The sequence below is a fragment of the Cupriavidus sp. FW306-1B-F12B genome (genome assembly GCF_058781795.1).
In genome coordinates this window covers 1-12,430 of sequence record NZ_JBYSXC010000013.1, presented here as the reverse complement: position 1 = coordinate 12,430, position 12,430 = coordinate 1, and the positions used below count along the sequence as shown (strand labels likewise).

The window sequence follows — 12,430 nt, the reverse complement described above, 5'->3', positions numbered from 1 at the left end:
GGCGGCAAGCGGTGGTGCGCAAGCCTTCCGACGAATCCGGCCAGCCGCCCCTATTCCTGATACATGAAACGATTTTTCCTTAGTCTTGGCCTGGCCATCCTGGTGTTCGCGCTGGCGGCCGCGGGCGCGTTCGCGTGGTGGGCCAATCACCCGCTGCCCCTCAGCAAGTCACCCGTGGAAGTGGTGATCAAGCCCAATTCCGGTGTCGCCAGCGTCGGCCGCCAGATCCAGCGCGGCGGCGTCGGCATGGATCCGCGGCTGTTCCTGCTGCTGGTGCGCCTGACCGGCCACGGCCCTGACCTGAAGGCAGGCGGCTATGAATTCGTGACCGGCGCCACGCCGCTGTCGATCATCGGCAAGCTGGCGCGCGGCGAGGTCACCCACTATGTGGTCACGGTGATCGAGGGCTGGGGATTCCGCAAGATGCGCGCCGCCGTGGACGCCAGCCCGGCGCTGCGGCACGACACCCGGGACATGTCCGATGCGGACCTGATGAAGGCAATCGGCGCGGCCGAGACCTCGCCCGAAGGCATGTTCTTCCCGGACACCTACCTGTTCGCGCGCGGCAGCAGCGATATCGACCTGTACAAGCACGCCTACCGTGCCATGCAGCGGCGCCTGAACGAGGCCTGGAACGCACGCTCGCCCGACCTGCCGTACAAGACCCCGTACGAGGCCCTGGTGATGGCGTCGATCGTCGAGAAAGAAACCGGCCAGGCCACCGAACGCCCGATGATCGCCGCCGTGTTCATCAACCGGCTGCGCAAGAACATGATGCTGCAGACCGACCCGACCGTGATCTACGGCCTGGGCGATGGCTTCGACGGCGACCTGCGCAAGCGCGACCTGCTGGCCGACACCCCGTACAATACGTACACCCGCACCGGCCTGCCGCCCACGCCGATTGCGCTGCCGGGGCTGGCCTCGCTGGCGGCGGCCACCACGCCGGCGCCATCCGACGCACTGTACTTCGTCGCCCGCGGCGACGGCAGCAGCCATTTCTCCAACTCGCTTCCCGAACACAACCGCGCGGTCGACAAGTACCAGCGCGGCAAATAGGCATTCCATGCGCGGAAAATTCATTACGTTTGAAGGCATCGACGGCGCCGGCAAGAGCACCCATATCGACTGGGTCGCCGACCGCCTGCGCGCACGCAGCGATATTGCCGGTGTCGTCACCACCCGCGAGCCCGGCGGCACGTCGCTGGGCGAAGACCTGCGCCAGATCCTGCTGCATCGCAAGATGCACCTGGAAACCGAGGCGCTGCTGATGTTCGCGGCCCGGCGCGAGCATATCGCCGAGGTCATCGCCCCCGCGCTGGAGCGCGGCAAGTGGGTGATTTCCGACCGCTTCACCGACGCCACCTTCGCCTACCAGGGCGGGGGCAGGGGCCTGGCCACCGAGCGCCTGGAAGTGCTGGAAGACTGGGTGCAGGGCAGCCTGCAGCCGGACCTGACGCTGCTCTTCGACGTGCCGCTGGAAACCGCCAGCGAGCGCCTGGCCGGCGCGCGCGCGCCTGACAAGTTCGAATCCGAGTCGCGCGCGTTCTTCCAGCGCACCCGCGATGAATACCTGCGCCGCGCGGCCCAGTCGCCGCAGCGCTTCCGGGTGATCGACGCCACCCGCAGCATTGCTGACATTCGCGATGAACTTGAAAAAATCATCGCAACTGTCTGATTTCTGGCCGATATATGCCTGGCGTGATAGACATGAGTGCTGCGCCATTGTGGAAGCTGCAATGACGGGGCTATCACAGGTAAAACTTGAAGTTAGATCACCAACCTACTGATTCACATGCTATATCCCTGGCAGAAGGAAGACTGGCAAAGGCTTGGCGCGCTGCGTGAACGGCTGCCGCATGCCTTGCTGATCCATGGCCAGCAAGGCATCGGCAAGCGCGACCTGGCCCTGCATTTCGCGCAGGGGCTGTTGTGCGAGGCGCCGCTGCCGGACGGCCAGCCCTGTGGCCAGTGCGCCGCCTGCCACTGGTTCAGCCAGGGCAACCACCCGGACTTCACCGTGGTGCGGCCCGAGGCGCTGGACGCCGCGGCCGAGGCCGAGACCGACGAGGGCGGCAAGAAGAAGGCGCCCAGCAAGATCATCCGCATGGAGCAGGTGCGCGCACTGATCGAGGCCGTGGGCGTGGGCACGCACCGGGCCGGGCTGCGCGTGGTGGTGGTGTATCCGCTCGATGCGCTGCAGACCGAGGGCGCCAACGCACTGCTGAAGACGCTGGAAGAGCCGCCGCCGTCCACCGTGTTCCTGCTGGTGACCGACCGCCTCGACCGCATCCTGCCGACCATCCTGTCGCGCTGCCGCCAGTTCTCGGCCCAGCGCCCGACGCCGGAGGCAGCGCTGGCCTGGCTGCGCGGCCAGGGCGTGGCCGATGCCGAGGCCCAGCTGGCGCTGGCCGGCGGTTCGCCGCTGACCGCGCTGCATGCGGCCGAGGCCGAGGAGCAGCCGCTGCAGCGCTGGCTGGTCGGCCAGCTGGGCGCCGCCGCCGCCTTCGACGCCGCTGCGGCGGCCGAGCAACTGCAGAAGCTGCCGGTGCCTGCCGTGCTTGGCATCCTCCAGCGCTGGACGTACGATCTCCTGACGCTGCGCCTGGACGGCAGCGCCACGCCGCGGTACCTGCCCAAGGAACGGGCCGTGCTGGCGCGCTGCGCCGGGGCCACCGACGCGCGCCGCCTGCAGGCCTTTGCCAGCCGGTTGAGCGCGCATCGCCGCAGCGAGAACCATCCGCTGGCGGCCCGGCTGGTGATGGAAGCGGTATTCCTGGAATACCGCCAGCTGTTCCGGTAGTACGCCTGGCAGTCAAAAAAAGCCATAACAACAAGCAGCACCGTCATTCAGGGGGTCAACCATGAACACAGCAGTCGCCGGCGCACCGCCCGCTGCGCCAACCGGCAGCGGGGCGGCATCGCGTCCCAATGTGCTGTCCTTGTCGATCAAGGACCAGGCCGGGCTGTATGCGGCCTATATGCCGTTCCTGGCGCGCGGCGGCATTTTCGTGCCGTCGAACCGGCCGTTCCGGCTGGGCGAGCAGGTGTTCCTGGTGCTGTCGCTGCTGGACCGGCCGCAGAAATACCAGATCGCGGGCCATGTGGCCTGGATTACCCCGGCGGGCACGCCGATGAAGACCCCCGGCGTCGGCGTGCATTTCCCCGACGACGACAACGGGCGCAACCTGCGCCGCGCGGTGGAGGAGATCCTGGGCAAGATGCTGGAGTCCGGGCGCCCCACGCAAACTTTATGAACGTTGTGAGGTTGTTATCACAACATTTTGATTTTCAATGAATTTTTCACTTCGCATTGCCGAGCTCCGCGACCTGCCGGGCATCGTTGCCATCTATAACAGCACCGTGCCCTCGCGTATGGTCACCGCCGATACCGAACCGGTCACCGTGGCTTCACGCCAGGCCTGGTTCGATGCCCACCAGCCCGGGCGCCGCCCGCTGTGGGTGTGCGAGGATGCCGACGGCCGCATGGCCGGCTGGATGAGCTTTTCAGACTTCTACGGCCGCCCGGCCTACGGCGCCACCGCCGAGGTGTCGATCTACCTGGACGCGCAGCGCCGCGGCCAGGGGCTGGGCCGCTACCTGCTGCAACAGGCCATCGACCATGCGCCCAGGGTCGGGGTGAACACGCTGCTCGGCTTTATCTTCGGCCACAATGCGCCCAGCCTGGGCCTGTTCGCGTCGCTGGGCTTTACGCGCTGGGGCGACCTGCCGCGCGTTGCCGTGCTCGACGGTGTCGAGCGCGACCTGATCATCGTCGGCCGCCGCGTGGACTGAGCCGCCCGCCAACAGAGATTCCCCATGTTTGTCGATTCCCACTGCCATATCGATTTCCCCGAGCTGGCCGCGCGCCTGCCGGAACTGCTGGAGAACATGCGCGCCAACCAGGTCACGCATGCGCTGTGCATCTCGGTCACGCTGGAAGACTTCCCGCGCGTGCTGGCGCTGGCCGAGCAGCATCCCAACCTGTACGCCTCGGTCGGCGTACACCCGGACTACGAAGAGGGCGAGGAACCCACGCTGGAGCGCCTGGTGGAGCTGTCCGCCCATCCGCGCGTGGTCGGCACCGGCGAGACCGGGCTGGACTACTACCGCCTGAACGGCCGCAGCATCGCCGACATGGAATGGCAGCGCGATCGCTTCCGCACCCATATCCGCGCCGCGCGCCAGACCGGCAAGCCGCTGATCATCCATACCCGCTCGTCCGCCGACGACACGCTGCGCCTGATGCGCGAAGAGAACGCGCGCGAGGCCGGCGGCGTGATGCACTGCTTCACCGAGACCTGGGACGTCGCCCGCCAGGCCCTGGACGAGGGTTTCCATATCTCGTTCTCCGGCATCGTCACCTTCAAGAGCGCGGCCGACCTGCAGGAGACCGCGCGCAAGGTGCCGCTGGAGCGCATGCTGATCGAGACCGATTCGCCTTACCTGGCGCCGGTGCCATACCGCGGCAAGACCAACGAACCTGCCTGGGTGCGCCATGTGGGCGAGTTCATCGCGCAGCTGCGCGGGGTCCCGGTGGAACAGGTTGCGGAGCAGACGACGGAAAATTTCTTCAATCTATTCAAGCACATTGACAGGGAGTCGCATGTTTGACATGAAGTTTGCCCGACGCGCCGCCGGCGCCCTTGCGCTGGCCGCCGCCACCCTGGCGCAGGCGGCGCCTGCCGACGACATGCGCAAGGCCGTCGAATTCGACGACGCCAACACCGTCAAGAAGCTGCTGGCCAAGGGCGTCGATCCCAACCTGGTGGACAGCCGCGGCAACCCGGCGCTGGTGCTGGCGCTGCGCGAGAAGTCGCTGAAGGCGGCCACGGTGCTGATCCGCGCCAAGGACATCGACTTCGACAAGGCCAACCCGGCCGGCGAGACCCCGCTGATGATGGCCGCGCTGCAGGGCGAGCTGGACATGGTCAAGCTGATGGTCGACGAGATGGAGGCCGAGATCAACAAGACCGGCTGGACCCCGCTGCACTATGCGGCCACCAATGGCCACAACAACGTGGTCAAGTACCTGGTCGACCATGCCGCCTATATCGACGCCGAAAGCCCCAACGGCACCACGCCGCTGATGATGGCCGCGCGTGGCGGCCATATCGAGACCGTCAAGCTGCTGCTGGACGAGGGCGCCGACATGCGCCTGAAGAACCAGCAGGGCATGACCGTGATCGACTTCGCCGAGCGCTACAACCAGGCCGAGATCGCCAAGGGCCTGAAGGCGCGCTGGCAGAAGCTGTACCCGCAGACGCCGATCGTGGCGGCGCCGCCGCTGAAGGCGCCCACCGGCGAGCCGGGCGGGCAGCGGCCCGCGGCGCAGCAACCCGCGGCGCAGCAGCCCAAGACCAAGGGCTGGTAAGCGCTGATGCCGGCGATGGCCGTCGGCGCACGCCTGCGCCAATGGGCGCGCGGGCTCAAGGCGAGCCTGCTGACGCTATGGTTTTGCAGCCGCCACCCCGGCACGCCGTGGAGCGCGCGGCTGCTGGCCGCGCTGGTGGTGGCCTACGCCTTCAGCCCGATCGACCTGATCCCCGATTTCATCCCGGTGCTGGGCTATGTCGATGACGTGCTGCTGGTGCCGCTGGGCATCTGGCTGGCTCTGCGGATGATTCCGGTGCCAGTGAAGGATGAATGCCGCGGCCGGGCCGATGCATGGCAGGCCACGCATGCAAAACGGCCGCGCAATCGCGCGGCCGCCGTGGTCATCGTGCTGGTGTGGGTGTTGCTGGCCTGGCTGGCGTGGCGCTGGCTGGCGCCGCGCTAAAGCGCGGTCAGACGTCGTCCGCCAGCCGCACGCCCGTGAACTGCCAGCGCTGGTGCGGATAGAAGAAGTTGCGGTACGTCGCCCGGATATGCGATTCGGGCGTGACGCACGACCCGCCGCGCAGCACCATCTGGCCGCTCATGAACTTGCCGTTGTACTCGCCCACCGCACCCGCGTTCGGGCGGAAGCCCGGATACGGCAGGAAGGCGCTGCCGGTCCATTCCCACACATCGCCGAACATCTGGCGCAGCACGCCTGAGGTGTTCTGCCGGTCCGGCAACGGCCGCAGCGCGCGGCCTTCAACAAAATTCCCGGTGGCGGGCAGGCCGCGCGCCGCGTGCTCCCATTCGGCCTCGGTCGGCAGCCGGCGTTCGGCCCAGCGCGCGAATGCCTCGGCCTCATAGAAGCTGACGTGGGTGACGGGGCTGTCCGGGTCGACCGGATGCATCCCGCGCAGCGTCATCTGCCACCACGTGCCTTCGCGTTCTTCCCAGTAGAGCGGGGCCAGGATGCCTTGCTCGCACAGCCAGCGCCAGCCGTCGGACAACCACAGCCCGGCCGTCTGGTAGCCGCCATCCTCGATGAATTCAAACCATTGCCGGTTGCTGACCGGGTGCGAGCACAGCGTGAACGGTGCCAGGTAGGCCTTGTGCCGCGGGCTTTCACAGTCAAAGGCAAAGGTCTCGCCGCGGTGGCCGATCTCCACCAGGCCGCCGTCAAAGCCGATCCAGTCCGGCGCGGGCCGAGGGTCGGCGATCACCGGCTCGGGCAGTTCCGGGGCAAAGGCGGGGCGCAGCGGGTTCTGCGCGAACAGATGCAGGATGTCGGTCAGCAGCAGTTCCTGGTGCTGCTGTTCATGCTGCAGGCCAAGCATGATCAGCGCCGCCTCGTCATCGGTCTGGGCGCTGCCCAGCAGGGTCAGCATCGATTCGTCCACGGCCTCGCGGTAGGCCAGCACCTCGTCCAGCGAGGGGCGGGTCAGCTGCCCGCGCTGCGGCCGCGGGTGGCGCGGGCCGACCGCTTCGTAGTACGAGTTGAATAGGTAGCGGTAGTCCGGGTCCACCGGCTCGTAATCGGGGATCCGCGCAGCCAGCACGAATTCCTCGAAGAACCATGTGGTGTGCGCCAGGTGCCATTTTGCCGGGCTGGCGTCGTCCATGGACTGCACGGTGGCATCGGCATCGGACAGGTCGGCCACCAGGGTCTCGGTGGCGGTGCGTACGTGGCGATACTGCGAAAGCAGGGCGGGTTCGTGCGGCGGATGGAGGGCGGCGGCTGGCAACAGGGCTGAAGTCATGCGGGCTCCCGGGAGTGGATCGGTCGATGACTGCAGGCGGCAGGACAGCCGCGGGCAAATAGCCGGGGCCGGCGCGCCGCCCATGGCACGCGGGGCGCCGTAGCGCCCCGATCCATCATAGACCCGATCCGTCCGCGGGGCGAGCCGGCGCCGTCCTGCAGCGCCGGCCGGCCACAGGACTTCAGGCGGCCAGGCGGCTGGCGTCGTTCAGTGCCGCGATTTCGGTGCGGGCGCTGGCCAGGCCGGCTTCGCGGAACTGCGGACCCATGGCCAGGCCGTGAGCACGCACGTAGGTGATGTCGGTGATGCCCAGGAAGCGGAACACGATGTCGACGGTCTTTTCGTGCAGGTCCAGCTCATTGGCATCCTGGCGCACGCCGCCGCGCGACGACACCACGATCACGCGCTTGCCGCCGGCCAGGCCCACCGGGCCGTTCTCGGTGTACTTGAAGGTGCGGCCAGCCTGCGCGATGCGGTCGATCCAGGCCTTGAGCTGGCTGGGGATGCTGAAGTTGTACTGCGGCACGCCCACCACCAGCACGTCGGCGGCCAGGAATTCGGCCAGCCATTGCTCGGTGCGCTGCAGCTCGGCTTCCTGAACGGCGTTCAGGCCTTCCTTCGGGCCGCCCAGCACGGGCAGCAGGTTGCCGGACAGGTGCGCCGGAGCGTCCTGGTCCAGGTCGCGCACGGTGACCTTGGCGCCCGGGTTGGCGGCGACCAGGTCGGCCACCACGCTGGCGGTCAGGCTGCGCGAAACGGAGTTGTCGCCAAGGACGCTGGAATCGATCTGCAGGATGTTCATGTCTATCTCCACAAGGGGTGCGGTTGCGATGGATGAAAGATAGCGGCTGGCCATTGGTATCGGTAGTGAGGCAAAATGCAAATGATTGTTCTACCGACGCAACGCCAGCCTGGCGGCCGCACGGTGATCCCGGAGCCATCCATGCAAGACCTCAACGACTTGTCCCTGTTTGCCCAGGTGGTCGAACACGGCAGTTTTTCCGCGGCCAGCCGCGCCTCAGGCGTGCCCAAGTCACGCCTGAGCCGGCGCATCGCCCAGCTGGAGCGCGACCTGGGCGTGCAGCTGCTGCGCCGCACGACACGGCAGGTGCGCGTTACGCCGCTTGGCGAATCCTTCTACGAACGCTGCCGCGCCATGCTCAATGAGGCCAAGGCGGCCCGCGAGGTCATCGAGCAGGCGCGCGAGCAGCCCGGCGGCACGCTGCGCGTGAGTTGCCCGATCGCCATCGCCCAGATCCTGCTGGCACCGGCGATCGGCCATTTCATGCGCGCCAACCCGGCCGTGCGCATCGAGCTGGAGACCACCAACCGGCGCGTGGACGTGATCGGCGAAGGCTTCGACCTGGCCCTGCGCGTGCGCGAGTCCATGGAGGACTCCAGCCTGGCCGTGCGCACCTTCGGTGAAAGCCAGCTGATGCTGGTGGCCAGCCCCGCGCTGCTGGACAGCATCGGCCGCCCGCGCACACCGCAGGCGCTGGACGGCATGCCGGGCGTGGGACAGCCGCCGCACGACGGCAAGCATGTCTGGAACCTGCGCTGCAAGACCAGCGACTCGATCCAGATTGCCTATGAACCGCACCTGGTCACCGAAGACTTCGTGCTGCTGCGCGAGGCGGCGATCGCCGGCGCGGGCGTGGCCATGCTGCCGCGGATGTATTGCCGCGATGCGCTGGAAAGCGGCGAGCTGGAACTGGTGTTGCCGCAGTACGACATGCCGGTCGGCACGCTGCATGCGGTGTTCCCCTCCCGCAAGGGCGTGACGCCTGCCACCCGGCGTTTTCTCGACTTCCTGGGCGAGGTCCTGCCCGAATGCGCATCCAAGGTCGGCATGCTTGAGCCGCGGCAGCCGGCGATGCACCGGCTGGTGTAGCGCAGGCCTCCCGGATACGGCATGGCGGGATTGGCGAGGTGGTGTGCCGGTCGCATCCCGGCCAGCAGGCAGTCTCGTATTTGCGGCTTTACCTTCACGCCGCCTCGCACTAAGGTACAGGGGCGAACCTTGCGCGTGAGGGTAAAGGCGCTTGGCTTCGACAACCAACTCGACAGACAACGGCAAGGAGAACGGCCATGGGTGGCTCTCAGGGTTCCCAGGACTTGGGCAAGGCGCTGCTGCGCATCGTGCTTGGCGTGTTGATCCTGATGCACGGCATCGCCAAGCTGACCGGTGCGTCCGGCATGGGCTTTGTGGGGAAGGTGGTCGCCGACGCCGGCTTGCCGGCATGGCTGGCCTACGGCGTCTACATTGGGGAAGTAGTGGCCCCGATCCTGCTGATCATCGGGCTGTGGAGCCGGCTGGCGGCGCTGATCGTTGCCATCAACATGCTGTTTGCGGTGGCGCTGGTGCATACCAAGCAGCTCGGCATGCTGTCCGATACCGGCGGCTGGGCGCTTGAGTTGCAAGGGATGTTCCTGGCCGCGGCGCTGGCGGTGGCCCTGCTGGGCGCGGGCCGGTTCAGCGTGGGCGGCATCAATGGCAAGCTGAATTAGCCCATCGGGTCAGATGGCGTACGGTGCGCCGGCGTTCCGGCGCCGGTGGCGCTTGCGCGTGGCGGCATGGCTGCATGTGCGCGCTGCCGCGGACATCATGGAGATGTATCGTGAAACCCTTCCGGCAGCTATTTCCGGTCGTGGCCGCGGCGCTGGTCCTGTCAGGCTGCGCCAGCGTGCCCGACATCAAGACCGACTACAACCGCAGCACTGACTTCAGTGCCTACCGCAGCTTTGGCTTCGTCGAGCATCTCGGCACCGATCGCCAGGGCTATGAAAGCCTGACCACCCAGTACTTCAAGTCCGCCGTGCAGCGGGAACTGACCGCGCGCGGCTACCGCTATGCGGCGCAGTCGCCGGACTTGCTGGTCAACTTCAATGCCCGGCTGCAGGAGAAGGTCCAGGTCAGCCCGGCGCCGACGCCGATGATGGGCTACTACGGTTATCGCGGCGGGCTGTATGCGCCGTGGCCGGGCTACGGCTTCTACAACGACGTCTATACCTACACCGAAGGCACGGTCAACATCGACCTGGTCGACCGGCGCCAGATGAAGCTGGTCTGGGAAGGCGTGGCGGTGGGCAGCGTGGACACCAGCGACAAGGCCAGCGCCCAGCAGCGCATCGACAAGACCGTGGCGCAGATCTTTGCCAAGTATCCGTTCCGGGCCGCGCAGTAGCGCGGGCTCGGGGCCAGCTCACGCCGCCGGCGTGACTGCCGCCCGGTCGATGGCATCCGCGACGAAGACCTCGGCCGGCTTGGGCGCGGACCACAGGTAGCCCTGGCCCAGTGGGCAGCGCAGCGCCAGCAGCGCTGCGCGCTGGGCGTCGGTCTCGACGCCTTCGGCCACGCACTCCAGGCCCAGCTCGCGCGCCAGGTTGATCATGTTGCGGCAGATCGCGGCACGCTGGCCATGTCCGTCGACATCGACAATGAACGAGCGGTCGAGCTTCAGCTGCGTGAAAGGCAGGTCCGCCAGCAGCTTGAGCGTGGCGATGCCAACGCCGAAATCGTCGATCGCCACGCCGTAGCCGAGCAGCCGCAAGCGGTTCAGCGCGACCGACAGGGCCAGCGTATCGGGCACCGGATAGCCCTCGGTCAACTCCACCGTCAGCGCTTGCCGCGGCACGCCGCTGGCGGCCACCAGGGCATCGAACGTCTCCAGCACACCGGGCCGGCACAGGGTTTGCGCCGAGGCATTGATGCCCAGCGTGATGTGGATGCCCGCCGCGCGCAGCCGCTGCTGCGCTGCCAGGCACTGGCGGGTTACGAAGAAGAACACCGGGTCGGCCGCGTCGAGCGCTTCGAGCCGTGGGATAAAGAGGTCGGGCTGCACCAGGCCGTGTTCGGGATGGCGCCAGCGCACCAGCGCCTCGGCACCGGCCAGCCGGCCGCTGGCAATCTCGTGCTGGGGCTGCAGCATGACCAGCAGGTCCGTGCCCGAGCGGGTGGCGGCGACCAGTTCTGCGTCGTCGGGCGACCACGCCGGCGGGGCGGATTCGCCCGCAGGCTGGCGCACCAGCGCATCGGCCAGGATCTCTTCCACTGCATCGCGCGACAGCGGCTTGCGCAGCGCGTGCACGCGCGGGATGCCGGCGGCGTGCGCCAGGCCGCGGTTTGAATCCAGGATGTCCTCCGCCAGCGCCGTCACCCAGACCCACACCGGCGCCGCCCCGGCAAAGGCATGCTGCCCGCGCCGGTGCAGCTCGGCAATCAGCTCGGGGCCGTTGCCGCCAGGCATTTCGATGTCGCAGAACACGATGTCGAACGGTTCGCGTGCAAGGATCTCGGCCGCCTGCGTGCCGTTTTCAGCGCAGACCAGGGTCTGCACGCCCAGATGCCGCAGGATGCCCTTGGCCGCGACGCGTTGGAACGGATGGTCTTCGACGACAAGAACGCGCAGCCTGGCGTAGCGGATCGGCATGGGGGAGGGGGAGGCGGCGGGCCGCCTGGAATGCAATTCGATTGGGGGTTGCCCGCATGGTAGCGCGGCGCCGCTGCGCCAACCACCGGATGGCGCAAAGTCTGGCGCCGCTGGCATCCGGAATCGCACAGGGATCGTAGCGCAATCGCCCCGGAAACGCGCTGCGTTACGAATATTTGCGCTTTCCGATTCAATCGCCGCCTGCCATAACCGCTACAATCGCTGCCCGTAGTTTTGAACATGGCATGTCGATAATGGGTTTTGGCTGGTTCGGATTTTCGACTTTCTGGATAGTGCCGCTGGTCTGGCGGCTGGTGACGCGCTGGCTCGCCGGCGAGCGCCGGCTGGCAGGGCCCGGCTCATTGCGCGTCTGGCTTGGCACGCTCACCGTGCTGTGCGCGAGCGCCAGCCTGGAAGCACTGACCAGTGGCAGCGATCCGGACTCGAGCGCCGGCGGTTCGGCTGGTCGCGCACTGGCCGGCATGATGGGCAACCTGTTCGGCTGGACCGGTGCCTTGCTGTTGATGCTGGGCGTACTGGCGCTGGCCGCGCCGATGGTGTTCGGTGAAACCTGGCGCAGCCTGTTTTCGCGCAAGCCGCGCCGCGCCGCCGCGCCTGACGCGGCGCCGGAAGAGCCGCCGGTTTCCTTTGCTGCCACCCAGCCGATGCGCGAGGCAGAGCGCCGCGATGCGCCGGCGGCAGGCAACCCCGGCTGGACCGCGCCCGCCACGCGCCATCGCAGCTTCGAAGCGGTTTCGGCGCGCCGCCAGCCCGCCTGGCAACCGCCGCGCCGCACGCGTGAATCCCCGCCGCAGCCGGGCGAGATCTGGCTGCACCACGCCGAGTCGCCGGGCGCGGTCAAGCCGGCGCGCAGCGCGCCGCCCGCACCCGCCGCGGCGGCACCGGCGCCGCGTCCGGCCCAGC

15 protein-coding genes are annotated in these 12,430 nt (G+C 67.9%); 12 read left to right on the top strand and 3 right to left on the bottom strand.

The window, feature by feature from the left end:
- The first annotated feature begins 63 nt into the window (after positions 1-63).
- The 8 genes from mltG to AC3WLE_RS20910 all read left to right on the top strand — a co-directional run bounded on the left by mltG (position 64) and on the right by AC3WLE_RS20910 (position 5,779).
- On the top strand, positions 64-1,059 hold the full coding sequence (gene mltG / locus AC3WLE_RS20945; RefSeq protein WP_492356287.1) for an endolytic transglycosylase MltG: 996 nt from the start codon (positions 64-66) through the stop codon (positions 1,057-1,059).
- Between the two features lie 7 nt (positions 1,060-1,066).
- Positions 1,067-1,678 (top strand): dTMP kinase, encoded by a 612-nt coding sequence (tmk, locus tag AC3WLE_RS20940; protein ID WP_492320185.1) that lies wholly within the window; start codon positions 1,067-1,069, stop codon positions 1,676-1,678.
- 117 nt (positions 1,679-1,795) lie between these two features.
- Positions 1,796-2,803, top strand: a complete 1,008-nt coding sequence (locus AC3WLE_RS20935; protein ID WP_492320186.1) for a DNA polymerase III subunit delta' — start codon at positions 1,796-1,798, stop codon at positions 2,801-2,803.
- Positions 2,804-2,864: 61 nt separating this feature from the next.
- On the top strand, positions 2,865-3,257 hold the full coding sequence (locus AC3WLE_RS20930) for a PilZ domain-containing protein (RefSeq protein ID WP_010810001.1): 393 nt from the start codon (positions 2,865-2,867) through the stop codon (positions 3,255-3,257).
- 37 nt (positions 3,258-3,294) lie between these two features.
- On the top strand, positions 3,295-3,795 hold the full coding sequence (locus tag AC3WLE_RS20925) for a GNAT family N-acetyltransferase (RefSeq protein WP_492320187.1): 501 nt from the start codon (positions 3,295-3,297) through the stop codon (positions 3,793-3,795).
- Positions 3,796-3,819: 24 nt separating this feature from the next.
- Positions 3,820-4,614: a TatD family hydrolase gene (locus AC3WLE_RS20920; protein ID WP_492320188.1), complete on the top strand. Its 795-nt coding sequence runs from the start codon at positions 3,820-3,822 to the stop codon at positions 4,612-4,614.
- Positions 4,607-5,374: an ankyrin repeat domain-containing protein gene (locus AC3WLE_RS20915; RefSeq protein ID WP_492320189.1), complete on the top strand. Its 768-nt coding sequence runs from the start codon at positions 4,607-4,609 to the stop codon at positions 5,372-5,374. The genes AC3WLE_RS20920 and AC3WLE_RS20915 overlap by 8 nt, the downstream gene beginning before the upstream one ends.
- A 15-nt stretch (positions 5,375-5,389) precedes the next feature.
- The gene (locus tag AC3WLE_RS20910; protein WP_492320263.1) at positions 5,390-5,779 is read left to right on the top strand and encodes a YkvA family protein; all 390 of its coding nucleotides are present in this window, start codon (positions 5,390-5,392) and stop codon (positions 5,777-5,779) included.
- Between the two features lie 7 nt (positions 5,780-5,786).
- On the opposite strand, the gene egtB is transcribed toward AC3WLE_RS20910, so the two are convergent.
- The gene (egtB, locus tag AC3WLE_RS20905) at positions 5,787-7,076 is read right to left on the bottom strand and encodes an ergothioneine biosynthesis protein EgtB (protein ID WP_492320190.1); all 1,290 of its coding nucleotides are present in this window, start codon (positions 7,074-7,076) and stop codon (positions 5,787-5,789) included.
- A gap of 181 nt (positions 7,077-7,257) precedes the next feature.
- Positions 7,258-7,878: an FMN-dependent NADH-azoreductase gene (locus AC3WLE_RS20900; RefSeq protein WP_018315412.1), complete on the bottom strand. Its 621-nt coding sequence runs from the start codon at positions 7,876-7,878 to the stop codon at positions 7,258-7,260.
- A gap of 141 nt (positions 7,879-8,019) precedes the next feature.
- On the opposite strand from AC3WLE_RS20900, the gene AC3WLE_RS20895 reads away from it, so the two are divergent.
- From AC3WLE_RS20895 to AC3WLE_RS20885, 3 genes are all read left to right on the top strand, one after another.
- Positions 8,020-8,967: a LysR family transcriptional regulator gene (locus tag AC3WLE_RS20895; RefSeq protein ID WP_492320191.1), complete on the top strand. Its 948-nt coding sequence runs from the start codon at positions 8,020-8,022 to the stop codon at positions 8,965-8,967.
- Between the two features lie 197 nt (positions 8,968-9,164).
- Positions 9,165-9,584, top strand: a complete 420-nt coding sequence (locus tag AC3WLE_RS20890) for a DoxX family protein (protein WP_492320192.1) — start codon at positions 9,165-9,167, stop codon at positions 9,582-9,584.
- A 110-nt stretch (positions 9,585-9,694) separates the two neighbouring features.
- Positions 9,695-10,261, top strand: coding sequence for a DUF4136 domain-containing protein (locus tag AC3WLE_RS20885; RefSeq protein ID WP_010809992.1), 567 nt, complete (start codon positions 9,695-9,697; stop codon positions 10,259-10,261).
- 18 nt (positions 10,262-10,279) lie between these two features.
- On the opposite strand, the gene AC3WLE_RS20880 is transcribed toward AC3WLE_RS20885, so the two are convergent.
- Positions 10,280-11,506 carry an EAL domain-containing response regulator gene (locus AC3WLE_RS20880; protein WP_492356286.1) on the bottom strand — a complete coding sequence of 409 codons (1,227 nt, stop codon included), beginning with the start codon at positions 11,504-11,506 and terminating at the stop codon, positions 10,280-10,282.
- 254 nt (positions 11,507-11,760) lie between these two features.
- Between AC3WLE_RS20880 and AC3WLE_RS20875 the strand changes: the two genes are divergently transcribed.
- The coding region (locus AC3WLE_RS20875) for a DNA translocase FtsK 4TM domain-containing protein (protein WP_492363593.1) at positions 11,761-12,430 on the top strand (670 nt) is incomplete at its 3' end.